Here is a 16815-nt window from a genome sequence, read left to right as displayed (position 1 = left end):
CAGATTGCGGTTGCAGACGTCGCGGGTTTAACAGTTTCATTGTCAGCACCGGTCTGACAGGTTCGAAAGGTCTTACATGTTTACCAGACGACATATGATTGCATCTCTTGCCGCTTTGGCTGCGCCGGGAGTTGTCCGGCCTGCCTTTGCAGCGCCCAGTGACTGGGATGCTTGGGATAGGCAGGTCACACCAGAGGGTTTTGACCTTGAGACGAGCAATCCGTGGGGGCTGCATCCGCGTTTCCTACCGGTTCGGGTCAAAGCCAATCCTGGGCTGACGCCAGGTGATATTCACGTCGATGCGGTCGCCCGCTACCTTTATCATATTCAGGATGACGGATCGGCGATGCGGTATGGCGCGGCCATCGGGCGTGACGGTCTATATGAACCGGGTGTTTATACGATCAGACGTAAAACAAAGTGGCCGCGTTGGACCCCGACAAGTGCGATGATCGCCCGCGAGCCCGACAAATATGCCCGCTGGACCGATGGAATGGACCCCGGACCAAGCAATGCGCTTGGGTCGCGTGCGATGTATCTTTATGTCGGCAACCGCGACACTTACCTGCGCATCCATGGCACACCGGCCCCAAGATCAATTGGAACGCGGGCAAGTTCGGGCTGTGTTCGCATGGTGATGCCGCATATCAATGCGCTCTATGATCAAGTCGAAACAGGCGTTACGGCCTACCTGTATCCAACGGACGGCGGGAACCTCTAAAAGACCGAGCCGCCCGTCGATTGGCCCTCAGGTTGCGGGTCTGGTGCAAATTGGGCTGCCGTTGTCTGTTCTCAGCGGCAGTTCTGTGGTCTCAACGGGCCCACGATGAGTGTACCAATAACACCCATCCTGTTGGCGAAGCCGGGCTGTCGATAGATCCTGATGTGAGGCGGCGATAGAGGACACAGACTCTGGCACTGTGACAAGCCCCTGTGGTTTCGCGCCGTCGGCCGTAGGCACCGGTTCGCAGGCCGCAAGGCCCAATAGGAACATGGGGCCGGTTAGAATTATGGAGGGTCTGATCATGGGGTGCTCTCTATAGTCCAATAGTCTTGATAGTCCGATTGTCTTAGCGCCACGGTCGCATTCAAAGACCAAAACCGCAAGCGCTCTAGCAGGACCATTTCGCGACACTTGGCGGAATGGACAAGGCGTTTCAAGTTGGGAGCACTTGCCGCCAAATGGAGGTGGAAAATGATCAGGCTGGCTATTGGTGTGGTTCTAGGTGTTTCTTTCTTTGTTGTGGGGCTTGTTATCTTTGGTGCAAGTGTGGATGTCTTTGATCGCAAAGGCGTCACTGAGGATTTTTGGGCGGCACTCATCATTGGCGTGACGCTGATACTGCTAGGTTTATTCATTGTCCGGATTAGCTTCAAAGCGCGCCGTAGGCGGCAGGCAATTGCAATGGGGCACAAGCGTGCAACCCACGATACCGGCGAAGCCGAGGGTGTGATGATGGGTCTGGGCATGGCGCATCTGATGAACTCGGATGACACGGACAACAGCGGTGACGACGGTGGCGATTTTTTCGATTAGGGGCCGGTGGTAGGCGGTATCTGCCTCTGGGTTCCAAGGTCGATATGTGTCGTAAATCCAATGGTCATTGAGTTGAGCCGAACCTTTGGGTTGAAATCGACGAAACTTACAAAATTGTAAAACCTAGGAAATCCCCTGTGTAGGAAACTGTGGTCCAACAGGCGAAGTTGGGCCGCAAGCCCTTTGAACTTCTCGGGGATCACCATGACCACACCGCATCTTTCAATCGTCATTATCACACTGAATGAAGAAAAACGCCTGCCGCTTTTGCTGTCGGATCTTGCTGCTCAAACATGGACCGATTTTGAGGTCATTCACGTCGATAGCAAAAGCACCGACCGAACGGTTGATGTGTCGCACGGGTTGGCGCACAGTTTTGAGCATTACCGTGTCATCGAAATGCAAAACCGCGGCGTCAGCCTTGGCCGCAACACCGGTGCCGCCGTCGCACAGGGCAAGCGGCTTTTGTTCCTTGATGCCGACACGCGCCTTGGGTCGGATTTTCTGCGCACTGCATTGGGAGAGCTTGAGGACGAGCAGGCTGCCGTTGGCATTGTCACGATGTCCACAGACGGATTGGCCATTCTCTACAAGCTTGGATTTAATCTGTTTAACGCAGGTATTCGGCTCACCTCTGTGTTTTTCCCAACCGCAATTGGCGCATGCTTGTTTTCAACACCCCAAATGCACGCCGCCATCGAGGGGTTCGACGAAAGTCTAAGCCTATGTGAAGATTGCAATTACGCGCTCAAGGCCCATCGCCGGGATCGACGCGCCGTCAGCGTGCTGCGCCAACAGTTTCATTTTGATCCGCGGCGCTTGGAACAGGATGGATTTGCCACGACGGGTCTCACGTATCTGCGGGCCAATATCCGGAGATTTTTCAGTGGAGAGCTCCACAATCAAGAAATTCCCTATGAATTTGGCCACTACAAATAGGCCGATATGATGTTGGAGTTGCTTTCGTCAATTGACACCCTGCCTGCCTATGCGCTTCTCGCCCTTGTTGCCTTTTGCGATACCTTGATTGGGGTCGGTTTCTTTGTTTTCGGTGAATTCGCCTTCCTTGCGTCGGGCGCGGCGTTTTCGGCAACGGGCACTGTCTGGCCGGCGGTTGTTGTGCTGGCCTTTGCTTGGGCCGGCGACTTGGCCAGCTATCAAATCGGCGCGCGCTATGGGGCGCGATTGTCTTTGCGGTATCTCAACCGGTTGAAGCGCCGAACCGCATGGCGAAAAGCCAAGTTGGCACTGGAAACCAAAGGTGCGGCGTTCGTTGTGGTGTCCCGTCTTTTGGGGCCCGTTGCGTGGATCACTCCGTTTCTGGCGGGGGCGATGAAAATGCCGCGTCGGAGCTTTGCACCCGCCGCAGCATTGGGTGTTTTTCTCGGCGTTGGTCAGTTTTTGGTTTACGGCGCAGTGGGGCAACGGGCCTTGGATCATGCTTTGCCTTTCATATCGAACCACATTGGCGCGATTGCGCTTGTCCTCTCTGTTTTGTTGGCCAGCATTTTCGTCTGGCGGCGCAGCGAAAAGCCGTTGTGGAACCGCGCCGTCAAGATCGCGGCTGTTGGCGGGGCTATCTTTCTAACCTCTAACTTGGTCTACTTCTTTGTCCTGAATACGCACAGGCTTCCTGAAAATCCCCGTGGCACTTACACCGACATTTGTGATGCGTCTCAGGGGCCATTCCTTGTCTATCCCGGTCAAACCGGGCTGCACCTACCGCAACCGGTCAATGTGGTTCTCCTGACAAACAGCTCGGATAATGAATTGATGGGGCGGTTGGGGTGGGAAAAGAACCTGACCTTTTCAAAGGACAACATCGGGTTTTCAACTTATCTGCGCTTGTTGCTGCAAGAGACGCCACCGGTGTCGGAACTCTATTTAGATGAATTCCCCGCCGACAGTGCCTTTCAAATGCCCGGCACGCTTCAATCGAGAGAGCATATTCGGTGGTGGGATATGGGCCGGGGGGTGCATTTTGGTGCGATAAGCCGAGATGACGAAATCGCTATCAAATACTACGGTCATTTGCCCGTCATACTTCATGACATCGACCCGCTGGTCGACAAATCACGCGATCTTTTGGCCGCACAAGTGGGTCAAAACGCTCATTACGACGTTGTCGGAATTGCCGAGATCGCAAAGCCGGTCGCGGATGGTGAGTTTAGCGATTTTGAAACGGACGGGGGTGTTCTGGTGCTCGCTGAGGCTGGCTATCAATTACCCTCTGATGTGGCGGACTGCCTGAACATCGCGCCTTAATGGCAAGTCTTACAAAAATGTAACCTTTGGAACAGCTTGGTGTGACTCTGTTCTCCTATTTGTGGATCAACCAAGAATTGGATGGACCGATGAACAAAAAGACACTCTTGATGGCCGTGACCTTTGCTCTGGCGCATATCGCCATTGTCGCCCCATTTGTACCGCTGGCGAATATCCTTCCGGCGGGGTTTGGTGCCTTGTCGATGTCTTCGATGGCGTTGACGCTGATCCTTGCTGCGCGCTGGCGCATTGTTGACCGGATCATGGGGGGACCTGACAAGTCCTACGGCGCACATCGATGGCTGGGGTTCTTTGCTCTTGGGGGGGCTTTGGCGCATTGGGCGTTGGCGTCCTCCGTTGGGGCAGGGGTGTTGCCTGATCTGGCTGAAACTGGCGAAGAGGTCGGCAACATCGCCGCAACAGGGTTGATCGTACTGTCGGCCGCTGCCATGGTGAAGGTGATCCCATATCACCTCTGGAAGGCCAGCCATATGTTGATGGGGCCGGTTTTCTTGCTCGCAGCATACCATACGTTCTTTGTCGCAAGCCCTCTGGCCGTTGGGGCCGCCCCCTGGACGTTGATGGCTGTGGTCTCTGTTGTCGGGTTGATCGCATGGGGGCAAACCCTGCTGCGCAAAGTTGCCCCGACACGTTTGGTAACAGTCGAGCAGGCAACACCCTTTGATGGCGGAGTTGATGTGACCCTTCGCTCAGAGACGGCTTTGCCCGCGTTTCAACCGGGCCAGTTCGCCACGATTGCCCATAATTGCGCCCGGGCCGAAGCCCACCCATTTACCATCGCTGGCGGGGATGACACATCACGCCGTTTTGTCATTCGCTCGGCCGGTGATTGGACGGAGCAATTTGTGAACTCAGTGAAACCCGGGGACCAGTTTCGGCTTGGCAGGGGCGTCGGGCGTTTTTTGCCTCAGGGTGACGGGGCCCGCAAGGAACAGCTTTGGGTCGCGGGCGGAGTTGGTATCACGCCGTTTCTTGCAGCGCTTGGCCGGATGCAGCCCGACAATGGCGCACGCGTGACCTTGATCTATTGCATCCGGTCAACAGAGACCGCCGGCGTTTTAAACGACATCGAACGTCATGCAGATAGGTTGCCGCAACTTGACCTGATCGTGCTATCGGATGGTCGCAATGAGGGGCTGAACCCCGACCGGCTTTCCGACATTGTTCGGGCCATGTCTCAAGATGCGCAGGTCTATCTCTGTGGGCCGGAGGGCCTGAAAAACATGGTGACGCAGGTCTGGGAAACCATAGGTATGACAGGGCGCGTTCACAGTGAACGCTTTGATTTCAGAGGAGCCTTTGGATTGACCGATTTGATCTATATAGGCAAACCTGTGCTGGATGCCGCCCGTGATCTTGCGGCCCGCGCCAAAGGAAGCTCACATGCGCCTACTCGTTCTTGAAGATGACACAACGCTTGGCCCCTGGGTTGAAAAGGGGCTGAGTGAAGCCGGGCATGTGGTGGATCTGTTTGTGAACGGCAAGGATGCCCTGATCGCGGCCACAACCCAAGACTATGATGTGCTGGTACTTGATCGGATGGTGCCGGGATTGGATGGGCTTTCGGTTCTGAAAGCCCTGCGCCAAGCCAAAGTAACCGCCCCCGCGATTTTCCTGACGGCCTTGGATGAGGTCGAGGATCGGGTCGAAGGGCTGCGCGCCGGGGGCGACGATTATCTTGCAAAACCCTTCGCCTTTAGCGAGCTTTTGGCGCGGATTGAGGTTCTTGTGCGACGGCAAGGCACCGTCGTTGAACAATCATCAAAGATCTCTGCAGGGGACATCACCATTGATTTGCACAAACGATCCTGTACCCGGCAGGGGCAGGAAATCGACTTGAACCCAAAAGAGTTCCTTTTGCTTGAGGTGTTTTTACGCTCGCATGGGCGGGTGCAAACGCGCACCATGCTTTTGGAACGGGTGTGGGATATGAATTTCGACCCGACCACAAGCGTCGTTGAAACCCATATCAGCCGACTGCGCGGCAAGATCGAAAAACCATTCGGAGACAAGCTTATCCGTTCGATACGAGGCACCGGTTATGTATTTGAACCGACTTAGGGTGTTTGCCCGCCTCTCGGCGGTGCGCCTCACGCTTAGTCTTCTTCTGGTTTTTGCGGTTGTGACAACTTTTGCTTGGGTGGGAACGTTTTGGTTGGTGCAACGCGAGATGAACCGGCTTGTTGATGCGCGTTTGCAGGCACAAATGGCTGAGGTTAGCGAGGCGGTTCGGACGGGGCAAACGCTTCCGCAACCCTCGGCGAACCAAGAAGTCATCGTTGTTTCAAACGGTATAAGGACAGGATTTTTACCGTTCCCGGTGCCCGACCTGCCGGATGGCCCCCACAACTTTGACCCAGGCAGACAACGTGATGCCGAATTTCGTTTCCTTGTCCGAAATACACCTGACGGGCGGATCATTGTCGCAGAGAATGTTGAGCGGCACGAAGAACTGCGCGAGGTTCTGGCGGGGGGCATGCAGGTTTCGCTCTTTGGGACACTGATAATCGGCATGTTGTCTGGGCTTTGGTTGGCGCGGCGTGAACAACACCGTCTGAACGTGATTGGCGACGGTCTTGCACAGGTGGCGCGCGGCCGTCTTGAGACGCGGATATCCCTGCCGGGACGCCCGGATGACTTGAGCCTTTTGGCTGATAGGATCAATGCCACAACGGCCCGACTTGAGCTGACAATGGAGCAAATGCGGGTCCAATCATCCAATATCGCACACGATTTAAGGACGCCTCTTGCCCGGTTGCGGGCCCAAGTCGAAACCAACCTCATTGACCTGACAGAGAAAAATCGCGCCGTTCGCGCTGATGAACTGGAAGCGGCTATCGAACAAATCGATCACATCAGCGAAACTTTTAACGCCTTGTTGCGGTTGGCCAGGATCGAAAGCGGCGCAGGCAAAGCTGCCTTTGGTCCTGTTGATTTGGATGCGTTGGTAAGACAGGTCGCGGAAACCTTTGGCCCGGTTATCGAAGATGGCGGGCAAACCCTGCGGTTGGATATTGAGAACCCCGAGCGGATCGTGGGAGATCACGATTTGATCGTGCAAATGATTGCCAATCTGATTCAAAACGCCATGCGCTATGGGCCGTCTGGGCAGGAAATCACATTGGGCGTTCATGGCGCGCATATCTTTGTCAGCGATCAAGGGCCCGGCATTCCATTTGCACAGCGCGAAAAGGTCCTGCAGCCTCTCTTTCAGCTTGAAAACGCGCGACAAAACGTTGGCTTTGGCCTGGGCCTCTCTATTGTTCAGGCCATCAGCGCCCTGCATGAGGCCCAGCTTAGCCTTGCAGATGGCCCACAAGGACGCGGGCTGACCGTTTCTGTTCGCTTTAGCAAACTTACAAAAATGTAAATCTGCGGTCAGGCAGTTGTGAGGGCGCGCCCCTATCTTTGTTTTATCGAAACAAAACAAAGAAGGATCTCGACAATGGACCGCATCAAATCTGCCGCTCTGAATGCCCTTGGTTTGGTGGTTGCACTGGCCGCTTTAGGCTTTTTCGCCACCATAGGCTTTGCATTTGTCGGCCTCTTCGCGGCCTTGGGTCTGATCGGCGCAGTTGCTGGTGGGATTGCAGGGATGTTGGCCTCGAAACAAGAACCCGACATCGCCAAAGCGTGATTTATGGGCGATCGCAGAGGTCCTTAGGCCCCCGTTAGTAGGGCCAAAGTCTAGCGCTACTAAGGCGGCAACCTATGTAGATGCTGGACTTACACCCCCTCGCAATCCAACATGTTAACGGGCGGTCGTACCTGCGCCACGATATCTAAGAACCGCCGTTTTAGTCCGATGTCTAAGCCCACCAATAGGGGGCTGCTGCGGAAGGGGCCGACATGAAAATTACAGATGCAAAAGTGTTCGTCGGAGGTCCGGCTAAAAACTATGTCACTCTGAAAATTATGACAGACCAAGGTGTTTACGGGCTAGGCGATGCAACGCTCAACAATCGTGAAACCCTACCGGCGGCTTATTTACAAGATTACCTCATTCCCAATCTGATTGGGATGGACCCCCGAAACAGTGAAGACATCTGGCAGTTCTTTTATCGGGGGGCATATTTCAGACGGGGGCCAATTGCGATGGCGGCGTTTGGGGCCATTGATATGGCGCTTTGGGATATCAAAGGCAAATTGGCCAATATGCCGCTTTATCAACTGTTTGGCGGCAAAAGCCGCGATGGCGCTTTGGTCTATGCCCATGCAACTGGGGCGGATTTAGACGATCTGATGGATAGTATCGCGGCCTATGTCGCGCTGGGCTACAAGGCCGTTCGGGTGCAATGTGGCATTCCCGGAATGCCAACAGCCAGCTATGCGGTGCCTGACAAGCCCGGTACAAACAATAATTACATCAGTGATTTCAGCGGCATCCGTCCAAAAGTTGAGATTTGGAACACCGATCTCTATATGCGTTTCATGCCGGGTGCTCTTGCTGAAATACGTGCGCGATTTGGCCCCGATCTTAAAATACTCCATGACGTTCATCACCGTCTGACCCCACGCGAAGCCGCCGAGTTCGCCAAGGCTGTCGAACCGGTAGGGCTGTATTGGCTAGAAGATCCAACACCGGCAGAAGACCAGAATGCGTTGCGAATGCTGCGTCAACACTCGACTGTCCCCATCGCCATTGGCGAAGTCTTCAATTCGATTTGGGACTGCAATAAATTGATCGAACAAGAGTTGATTGATTTTATCCGCGTTGCCGTGACCTACGCTGGCGGTATCACGCATGTGAAACGCATCGTTGATCTTGCCGGGCTACACAATGTCCGCACGGGATTTCACGGCGCGCCAAGCCACTCGCCCATAAGCATGGCGGCGCAACACCACCTGAACGCATGGGCCCCTAATTTTGGGATTCAAGAGTATTTGGTTCTTGGAACGCCGGCCTGTGATGCTCTTTTTCCATCCGGCCACAAAATGGAAAACGGAATGGTTTTTGTAAGCGAAGCGCCGGGGTTAGGTGTTGATTTTGATGAAGCCGAGGCCTCGAAGTACACATATTCACCGGGAAGCCACCCGGTTGTTCGACTAGAAGATGGGACAATCTGGGATTACTGAAACGGAATTTCGTCGGCTTATTTTGATAGGTTTTGCTGTGGGTTCTGCATCTTTACAAACCTGCGGATCTGGTGCGAACGCGCGCTCTATCCGTCACATTTTGCGAGGGTACACTTGGGGGTAAGGCCTCGAAATTCGCTTGGCCGTAGCTTTTCGCATTGGACACAACCCATGCAAGCCACAAAAATCAAATCAAGATTGGTTTGAGATCTTTGGTTTTCTGCGACCCAGGCGACGGCAGAGAAAACTCGTCATTTTCAAATCGACACATGGGAAAACACACTAAGGCGGGTCAAACCCGCCCGCATCCAAAGCGATCACATTGCTATCGTAACTGTATGATTTAAATGGTGGGCGACCCTGGAATCGAACCAGGCGTGAGTCGCCTCGAGGGAGTTACAGTCCCCTGCCACACCTTGCGGCCTGTCGCCCACCGTTTGCCAACATTGTTGGCGTGAGGGGGGGATTACAACCGCACAAAAGCGGCGTCAACAGGAAAATAACTTGGCAAGCGCGCAACATGGGTGCAAGGAGAGATCCAAGCAGAAAAAGGCGCGTGATATGGCTGAAAAACCAAAATGGGTGATTGAAAAAGAACAGGCCAAACGTGCCGCCGCGGCGCAAACCGTCTGGTTGTTCGGCTTGCATGCGGTGCGTGACGCGCTTGTTAACCCTAAACGGGAAAAGCTGCGGCTGATTCTGACACCCAACGCCGCCTCAAAACTTGAGGATGCGGTGAGCGAAGCCGGGATTGAGCCCGAAATTCACGATCCGCGCCGTTTTAAAGCGCCGATTGATCCGCAATCGGTTCACCAAGGCGCAGCGCTTGAGGTGAAGCCGTTGAATTGGGGGCGTTTGGAAGAGGTCGCGATCACTTCGGGTGATGATCCACTGCGCTTGGTCCTGTTGGATCGGGTCAGTGATCCCCACAACGTCGGTGCGATCCTGCGGTCGGCCGAGGTGTTTGGGGCCCAAGCCGTTGTCGGAACACGCCACCACGCCGCCCCCGAAACCGGAGCCTTGGCGAAAACGGCATCTGGTGCGTTGGAACGTCAACCCTATCTGCGCGAACGCAACCTTTCGGACACGATCCTAGAGCTGCAAAAACTAGGCTACTTGGTTCTGGGGCTGGACGGAGAAGCGGAACAAACCATTGAACAAGCGCTAGAAGGGCGGCGGGATGCGCCGGTTGCTCTTGTGCTTGGGGCCGAGGGGCCGGGGTTGCGGCCCAAAACCAAGGAAACCGTTGATCAATTGGTCAAGATCGATTTCGCTGGTGAATTTGGCTCTCTCAATGTCTCCAATGCTGCCGCCGTGGCCTTGTATGCGGCGCGTCCAAGGGGCTAGGGGGCGGCCCCAGCTTCCAAGATTGATGCGGGGGAGCAATCGGCAATAGCAACCGCCTGATCAAAGGCGATCCAAACCGTTGAAATCCAGTCAAGCCTCCTCATGGGTTTCACCAAAGGATGCGGATTGTATCGGCTTTGAAATCTGCAATCGGGCAGGGGTTTTATCACCGTGCAAGGCTTCCTATTTAGGTCAAAAGGAGTTGCCGATGCACAAAGACCCCAAAATTGCCACGTGTTGTTACTGCGGAACCCGCGCTGCTCTGGTGCTGGAAAAGGCGCGGCATGAATTGGTGTGCAGCTCCTGTGGGGCTCCGCTTCACAATCTCAAACGCCTCAAGGCGGACGCCGTTGGCGATGCGCGGGGCGCGCTCGGGTATGGCGCGGCGCGGCCCCATCCGCAAAAATCCTCCAAAAAGCGCAAAGACAGCAAGGCCGACTACCAACGCAAGCGCAAAAAGCCAAAGAAGCGCAAAAGCTTTGGAGCCAAGCTTTTTGAAGAAGCGTTTGATTTTCTTGAGGACATCATCGATTAGACTTTTGCGCCGCTTGCGCCGTCACGTTTCCTCTGGTCAAAAAGGCGCTCGCGCGCTATCTGCGCGGGTGACATTCAGGAGGCGACATGGCTGATTACGAGAACCCGGGCCCAGTTGAGGAAAACTGGAAAGACGCCATTTCTTCGGTCGAAGAGATTATCGAAGACGCGCGCAATGGACGTATGTTCATTCTGGTTGATCATGAAGACCGTGAAAACGAAGGGGATTTGGTGATCCCGGCGCAGTGGGCCACGCCCGATGCGATCAATTTCATGGCGCTCTATGGCCGGGGGTTGATTTGTTTGGCGATGACCGGCGATCGGATTTCTGAGCTGGGTCTGTCGCTGATGTCGACGAACAACTCGTCGCGCCACGAAACCGCCTTTACCACCTCAATCGAGGCGCGCGAAGGCGTGACCACCGGCATTTCCGCCGCCGACCGTGCGCGCACAGTTGCGGTGGCAATCGATGCCTCCAAGGGCGAAGCCGACATCGCAACGCCGGGCCATGTGTTTCCGCTGCGTGCCAAGGCCGGCGGTGTTCTGGTCCGCGCCGGACATACCGAGGCCGCCGTCGACGTGAGCCGTTTGGCGGGGTTGAACCCGGCCGGTGTGATCTGTGAGATCATGAACGAAGACGGCACCATGTCGCGTCTGCCGGAGCTTGTGGCCTTTTCTCAACGCCACGGTTTGAAAATCGGCACCATTTCCGATCTGATCGCCTATCGTCGCCGTCATGACAACCTTGTCAAAGTGCGCAACGAAGAAGTCATTCAAAGCGAATTTGGCGGCGAATGGAACATGCGGATTTATACCGACGAAACCCATGGGGATGAGCATATCGTTCTGACAAAAGGCGATCTTTCTGGTGATGAGCCGGTTTTAGTGCGGATGCACGCGATGGACCCGATGCTCGACGTGATCGGCACCGGCCCCAAGGGGCGCGCGCATGAGTTTGAGCACGCCATGGCCGAGGTCGCCAAAGAAGGGCGCGGCGTTGTTGTGCTGTTGCGCGACACCTCGATGAAGCTTGACCCGGTTGAAGGTGTTTCGCCCAAAACCCTGCGCCAATACGGTTTGGGCGCGCAAATTTTGTCGTCATTGGGGTTGTCGAAACTGACGCTTTTGACCAACTCCAAAGTGCCAAAGGTTGTCGGTCTTGATGCCTATGGTCTTGAAATTGTTGGCACTCGTAAAATCTCGGAGCTGGGTTAATGGCCTCTTCTATCAATCACCACGTCATGCCACGGGCCGAGTTTGATAAGCCGGTCAAAATCCTGATTGTAACCTCGCCCTATTATAAAGACATCGCCGACGAACAGGTCGCCGGTGCCAAGGCCGAGATCGAAGCGGCGGGTGGAACCTGGGATTTGGTCGAAGTTCCCGGCGCGCTGGAAATTCCAACGGCGATTGGAATTGCCGAACGGATGAGCAACTTTGATGGCTATGTCGCGCTGGGCTGTGTCATTCGCGGTGAAACCACCCATTACGAAACCGTCTGCAACGACAGTTCGCGCGGAATTACGCTTTTGGGATTGCAAGGTCTTTGCATCGGCAATGGCATCTTAACCGTTGAAAATTATGAACAAGCGCGTGTTCGTGCCGAAGTGGCCGAACAAAACAAAGGCGGCGGGGCGGCGGCGGCGGCCTTGCATCTTGTGGCGCTTGCTCGTAAGTGGGGCGGTCCGCGCAAGGGGGTGGGTTTTGTGCCTGCTTCTGATGAAATCCAAATCGCGGGCGCTTCAAAGGGACCTGACCTCGCATGAGCCAAATCGGTGACAATCTTTCTGGCAACCAGAAACGCAAAATGAAATCGGCGTCGCGGCTCTTTGCCGTGCAGGCGTTGTTCCAGATGGAGCAGTCCGAACAGGGTTTGGACAAGGTCCGTCAAGAGTTTTTGGATCACCGTTTCGGGGCCGAGCTTGAAGCCGGTGTTGACATGTTGGAAGGTGATATTTCGTTGTTTTCCAAGTTGTTGGAAAACGCGGTGAGCTATCAGGCCAAGGTCGATCAGATGACCGACCGTGCCCTTGTTGCGAAATGGCCAATTGATCGGATCGACACAACCATGCGTGCGTTGTTCCGCGCCGCTGGGGCGGAATTGGTGGCGATGGACACCCCACCCAAAGTGGTGATTTCGGAATTTGTCAGCGTCGCCGAGGCGTTTTTCCCAGAGGGCAAGGAAGGCAAATTTGTTAACGCGGTGCTTGACCACATGGCCCGCGAAGCCAAACCAGAAGCGTTTTAACGGTTTCACCCCTCATGAAACACGACGCCCGGGGCCGACAATCGGACCGGGCGTTTTTGTATCTGTTGGCAATTTGTACAAAACCCTACGCGTTTGGGGGAGATTGCCCGGTGCCAAATCAGTCTTTCGGATTGTCACGTTTGCCGCGGCGTTGACGACGCTAAGGCGCATCCAATGCAATCGGCACCATGGTTCCGGTTAAGGTGGCGATGTGTTTTTCAACACCGTCTTTGAGCGCGAAGACATCAGACGAAGACACGATCTGACGCCGTCCCGGTTTGATCACTTTGCCCCGCGCAATCAGAACATCGCCAATGGCCGGAGAGAGCAAATGCACCCCGATTTCCGACGTGACCACCGCTTGATCGGTGCCAAGCAAGGTCATTGCGGCACAGCCAGCGGCGGTATCGCCCAGGGTAAAGGTCAGGCCCGCATGGCCAAACCCATTGTGTTGCAAAAAACCGGGTGAGAGGGGCGCGCTGATTTCTACGGTGCCTTCGCCAACGGCGGTTAGCTCGGCCCCGATAGTTTTCATCATGCTTTGCAGGGCAAAGCCGCGGCGGATATGGTCTTCTATTGTCATAAGGTGATCGGACCATGCGGGAGGAGAGGCGGCAAGTTTTCCGCTACGTCACTGGATGCGTCACCAACCACCGTCACCAACCACAGTCACCGGCGCGGCATTGGAATGGCGCATGGGGTGGCTCCGGTTAGAATGGCCTGCGCATCGGGGCGCATCAAATCGCACAAGGTGCTGCTATCGCTCCGCAACCCCCCGGTATAGGCCCCATAAGCCGGTAGGATGAGCCGATCCTGATCAACAAGGAAACAGGCCCGCGTGAGGCTTTGCCCCCGCAAAGATAGCCGGGCTTTGGGGTGGTAGTGGCCCGAAACCTCGCCGCTTTGTTCGGGATCGGCGATATGGCGAAAGGTCAGCGCGTCAATGCCATGTTCGGCCAGATGGGCCCCCCCCAACGCTACCGGGCCGGGATCATGGTTGCCCTCGATCCAGACCCAATCGCGACCGGCCTGTAGCTTGGTGATCCAAAGCCGGTCTTGTTCGGGCAGGGCGGTCTCGACCTCGGGCGCATCAAAACTATCGCCAAGACAGATCACTTTGCGGGCCTCGGTTTGGGTTAGGTCGGTTTCGAGGCGCTGCAATGTCTCGCGGGTTTCATAAGGGGGCAATTGGGCACCACCCATCGAGGAAAGTCGCGCCGATTTGCCAAAATGCAGGTCCGACACCACCAAAAGCGCGTGATCGGGCCAAAACAACGCCCCGGAAGACAGGGCGACAAGATCGGCGTTGTGGAAGGAAAATACGTGTCCTGTCATGAGTTTGCCCCGCTGACTTGCGCCAATCCGCTGCCCTGCATCAAGCGATCCAGCTCCTCGGCCAACAGACGCTCTTCGGCGGCCCCTTTGACTGGCACTTTGCCAATCTCAAGGAGCATCGGTGCCGCGAGAGGTGTGACGCGATCCAATTGGATGTGGTCAATCCGCCCCTGAACGCGGGCGCACATATCGCGGATACGGTCGAAATCAACGAGGCCCCGCATGGCCTCTTGGCGGGTAATCTGCATCAGCAGATGGTCGGGGTCATATTTCAGCAAGGTGTCGTATAAAATGTCCGAGGACATGGTGGCCTGACGTCCGGTTTTGCGCTGGCCACCGATTTGGCGTTCGATCAACCCGGCAATGGTGGCCGAGCTGCGAAAGGTGCGTTTCATCACGGCATTTCCTGCCAACCAGCCGTCTAATCCAGCCTCTAACATGTTCAAATCAAAGAGCGGAGCCGGGTCATTGACCGCATCCAACCCCCAAATCAGCGTAGCGTAATCGGTGGCGACAAACCCCATCGGCGCAAGGCCCATGTCCTCCATGCGTTTGGTGAGCAAGAGGCCAAGCGTTTGTTGCGCGTTGCGCCCGGCGAACCCATAGATGACCATGTGGTGACGGCCATCCATAGGAAAGGTTTCGATCTGCAACCGGCCGGGGCGGGGCAGGCGTGACATCTCGGCCTGAAGGCGCAACCAATCAGCGGTGTGGACGGGCAGTGCGCTAAAATCTTCGGCGGCGAAATAGCGCAACACCCGCTGGGAAAGCTGGGTCGAAGTGGAGAATTTGGTGCCGGTAAACACCGCAACCTTGGGTTTGCGACCGGGATCGCGGCTCACCTCGACGGTTAGTTCGCGTAGACCCTCGTAGCGGACAATCTGGCCACCAATCAGGAAGGTGTCGCCCTTGGTCAGGCTGGCGGCAAAGCTTTCTTCGATCTCGCCAAGCGCCGCGCCGCGCCCGCGCCATTTGACCTTGAGAAGATCGCTGTCTTGGATGGTGCCGATGTTTTGGCGGATGCGGGCGCTGGCCCTTGGATCGCGCAATTGCCATTGCTTATCAGGGCGTTGCAGCAGCCGTTGCCATTGATCATAGGCCCGCAGCGCATAGCCGCCGGTGGCGCAAAAATCGAGGCAAGCGTCAAATTCTGAGCGGGTCAGCGTCGCATAGGGGCCAGCGGCGCGCATTTCATCAAACAGATTGTCGGCATCAAATGGGCCAGAGCAAGCCGCGATCAGGATATGTTGGCAGAGCACATCGCGTGGCCCAGCCCCGCGCGGATCGCCATCAAGGTCGCTTTCGCGCACCGCCTCAAGCGCGGCGAGACATTCGACAACTTCGAAGCGGTTTGCAGGCACCAAAAGCGCCTTGGAGGGGGCATTGTAGCGGTGATTGGCGCGGCCAATCCGTTGCACCAACCGTTTGACGTTTTTCGGCGCGCCGATCTGGATCACCAGATCAACGTCACCCCAATCAATGCCAAGATCGAGGCTCCCCGTGCAGACAATGGCGCGCAGATCGCCGCGCACCATCGCCGCCTCGACCTTTTCACGTTGGGCGCGATCAAGCGAGCCGTGATGAATGCCGATTGGCAAGGCGTCGTCATTGGCCATCCAAAGGTTGCGGAAAAAGATTTCGGCCTGGGCGCGGGTGTTGTGGAAAATCAGCGTGGTTTTGTGGTTTTTGACCTGTTCTAACACGGCGGGAATGGCGTATTTCGCGCCGCCCCCGGACCATGGCGGGGCCTCATCGGTCTGTAACATCTGGATGTCAGGGGCCGGGCCGGGATCGGCGTGAATGATATGGCAGGGGTCGGGGTGTCGGGCCAGAAAGCGCGCGATGGCGGCGGGGTCTTCGACCGTGGCCGACAGACCAACGCGACGCAGGCCCGGACACAGGGTTTGCAACCGCGCCAGCGCCAGCATCAGCTGATCGCCACGTTTGCTTTCGGAGAGGGCGTGGATTTCATCGATCACCACCCGTTGCAAACCTTTGAAGGTACGTTCGGCGTCCTCATAGCTTGTCAAAAGCGCGAGCGATTCCGGCGTGGTCAAAAGGATATGCGGCGGGTCCGCGCGTTGGCGTTTCTTGCGGCTAGATGGGGTATCACCGGTGCGATCCTCGACCCGGATAGATAGGCCCGCCTCATCAATCGGGGTTTGCAAGTTGCGCTTGATGTCTGCTGCCAAGGCCTTGAGCGGGCTGACATATAACGTGTGTAGCCCCGGTTCAGGCTTGTCGGAAAGTTCCGCCAACGTCGGCAAAAAACCCGCCAGCGTTTTGCCGCCGCCGGTTGGAGCGACCAGCATCAGCGCCGGATCATTCGCACGCGCCAGCATGTCGGCCTGATGCGGGTGCATCCGCCAGCCGCGCGATTGAAACCAGTTGGACAAGGAGGTGGGAAGGGTGGTCATGGGCCTAAGCTAGCGGCGTGGGAACAAAAGGGAAA

At 56.1% G+C, this 16815-nt stretch carries 18 protein-coding genes and 1 tRNA gene; 14 read left to right on the top strand and 5 right to left on the bottom strand.

Annotated features, from left to right (window positions below):
* The first annotated feature begins 76 nt into the window (after window positions 1-76).
* Window positions 77-721: a L,D-transpeptidase gene (locus Q1A43_RS10140; RefSeq protein WP_299927714.1), complete on the top strand. Its 645-nt coding sequence runs from the start codon at window positions 77-79 to the stop codon at window positions 719-721.
* Between the two features lie 27 nt (window positions 722-748).
* Here the strand turns inward: Q1A43_RS10140 and Q1A43_RS10135 are convergent, their stop codons facing one another.
* On the bottom strand, window positions 749-994 hold the full coding sequence (locus Q1A43_RS10135; protein ID WP_299927785.1) for a hypothetical protein: 246 nt from the start codon (window positions 992-994) through the stop codon (window positions 749-751).
* A gap of 201 nt (window positions 995-1195) precedes the next feature.
* Here Q1A43_RS10135 and Q1A43_RS10130 point away from each other — a divergent pair, with 201 nt between their 5' ends.
* The 8 genes from Q1A43_RS10130 to manD all read left to right on the top strand — a co-directional run bounded on the left by Q1A43_RS10130 (window position 1196) and on the right by manD (window position 8899).
* A complete protein-coding gene (locus tag Q1A43_RS10130) occupies window positions 1196-1537 on the top strand; it encodes a hypothetical protein (protein WP_299934721.1) in 342 nt (113 codons plus the stop codon).
* 204 nt (window positions 1538-1741) lie between these two features.
* Entirely contained in the window at window positions 1742-2476 is a 735-nt protein-coding gene (locus Q1A43_RS10125) for a glycosyltransferase (protein WP_299934718.1), read from the top strand.
* A gap of 6 nt (window positions 2477-2482) precedes the next feature.
* Window positions 2483-3802, top strand: a complete 1320-nt coding sequence (locus Q1A43_RS10120; RefSeq protein ID WP_299934716.1) for an LssY C-terminal domain-containing protein — start codon at window positions 2483-2485, stop codon at window positions 3800-3802.
* A 26-nt stretch (window positions 3803-3828) separates the two neighbouring features.
* The gene (locus Q1A43_RS10115) at window positions 3829-5226 is read left to right on the top strand and encodes a ferric reductase-like transmembrane domain-containing protein (RefSeq protein ID WP_299934713.1); all 1398 of its coding nucleotides are present in this window, start codon (window positions 3829-3831) and stop codon (window positions 5224-5226) included.
* A complete protein-coding gene (locus Q1A43_RS10110; protein ID WP_299934710.1) occupies window positions 5207-5884 on the top strand; it encodes a response regulator transcription factor in 678 nt (225 codons plus the stop codon). The genes Q1A43_RS10115 and Q1A43_RS10110 overlap by 20 nt, the downstream gene beginning before the upstream one ends.
* The gene (locus Q1A43_RS10105) at window positions 5865-7193 is read left to right on the top strand and encodes a HAMP domain-containing sensor histidine kinase (protein ID WP_299934708.1); all 1329 of its coding nucleotides are present in this window, start codon (window positions 5865-5867) and stop codon (window positions 7191-7193) included. The genes Q1A43_RS10110 and Q1A43_RS10105 overlap by 20 nt, the downstream gene beginning before the upstream one ends.
* A gap of 75 nt (window positions 7194-7268) precedes the next feature.
* Window positions 7269-7460, top strand: coding sequence for a hypothetical protein (locus Q1A43_RS10100; RefSeq protein ID WP_299927693.1), 192 nt, complete (start codon window positions 7269-7271; stop codon window positions 7458-7460).
* 212 nt (window positions 7461-7672) lie between these two features.
* On the top strand, window positions 7673-8899 hold the full coding sequence (gene manD / locus Q1A43_RS10095; protein WP_299934706.1) for a D-mannonate dehydratase ManD: 1227 nt from the start codon (window positions 7673-7675) through the stop codon (window positions 8897-8899).
* A 348-nt stretch (window positions 8900-9247) separates the two neighbouring features.
* Here manD and Q1A43_RS10090 read toward each other — a convergent pair.
* Window positions 9248-9331: transfer RNA gene (locus Q1A43_RS10090), tRNA-Tyr, on the bottom strand.
* 129 nt (window positions 9332-9460) lie between these two features.
* Between Q1A43_RS10090 and rlmB the strand changes: the two genes are divergently transcribed.
* The 5 genes from rlmB (at window position 9461) to nusB (ending at window position 13028) form a co-directional block, all read left to right on the top strand.
* Window positions 9461-10246 (top strand): 23S rRNA (guanosine(2251)-2'-O)-methyltransferase RlmB, encoded by a 786-nt coding sequence (rlmB, locus tag Q1A43_RS10085; protein WP_299927687.1) that lies wholly within the window; start codon window positions 9461-9463, stop codon window positions 10244-10246.
* Between the two features lie 208 nt (window positions 10247-10454).
* A complete protein-coding gene (locus Q1A43_RS10080) occupies window positions 10455-10781 on the top strand; it encodes a hypothetical protein (RefSeq protein WP_299927685.1) in 327 nt (108 codons plus the stop codon).
* An 86-nt stretch (window positions 10782-10867) separates the two neighbouring features.
* Window positions 10868-11995: a 3,4-dihydroxy-2-butanone-4-phosphate synthase gene (gene ribB, locus Q1A43_RS10075; protein WP_299927682.1), complete on the top strand. Its 1128-nt coding sequence runs from the start codon at window positions 10868-10870 to the stop codon at window positions 11993-11995.
* Window positions 11995-12546 (top strand): 6,7-dimethyl-8-ribityllumazine synthase, encoded by a 552-nt coding sequence (locus Q1A43_RS10070; protein ID WP_299927679.1) that lies wholly within the window; start codon window positions 11995-11997, stop codon window positions 12544-12546. The genes ribB and Q1A43_RS10070 overlap by 1 nt, the downstream gene beginning before the upstream one ends.
* Window positions 12543-13028 (top strand): transcription antitermination factor NusB, encoded by a 486-nt coding sequence (gene nusB / locus Q1A43_RS10065; protein ID WP_299934703.1) that lies wholly within the window; start codon window positions 12543-12545, stop codon window positions 13026-13028. Before Q1A43_RS10070 ends, nusB begins: the two co-directional genes overlap by 4 nt.
* A gap of 160 nt (window positions 13029-13188) precedes the next feature.
* Here the strand turns inward: nusB and Q1A43_RS10060 are convergent, their stop codons facing one another.
* The 3 genes from Q1A43_RS10060 to Q1A43_RS10050 all read right to left on the bottom strand — a co-directional run bounded on the left by Q1A43_RS10060 (window position 13189) and on the right by Q1A43_RS10050 (window position 16780).
* Window positions 13189-13611, bottom strand: a complete 423-nt coding sequence (locus Q1A43_RS10060) for a PaaI family thioesterase (RefSeq protein ID WP_299927673.1) — start codon at window positions 13609-13611, stop codon at window positions 13189-13191.
* Between the two features lie 86 nt (window positions 13612-13697).
* Window positions 13698-14363 carry a ligase-associated DNA damage response endonuclease PdeM gene (pdeM, locus tag Q1A43_RS10055; protein WP_299934700.1) on the bottom strand — a complete coding sequence of 222 codons (666 nt, stop codon included), beginning with the start codon at window positions 14361-14363 and terminating at the stop codon, window positions 13698-13700.
* Window positions 14360-16780, bottom strand: coding sequence for a ligase-associated DNA damage response DEXH box helicase (locus Q1A43_RS10050; protein WP_299934696.1), 2421 nt, complete (start codon window positions 16778-16780; stop codon window positions 14360-14362). The genes pdeM and Q1A43_RS10050 overlap by 4 nt, the downstream gene beginning before the upstream one ends.
* Between the last annotated feature and the right edge of the window lie 35 nt (window positions 16781-16815).

Origin of the sequence: uncultured Pelagimonas sp. (genome assembly GCF_947498515.1) — a bacterium.
Lineage (GTDB): Bacteria > Pseudomonadota > Alphaproteobacteria > Rhodobacterales > Rhodobacteraceae > Pelagimonas.
This window is presented reverse-complemented; position numbering and strand designations above follow the sequence as displayed.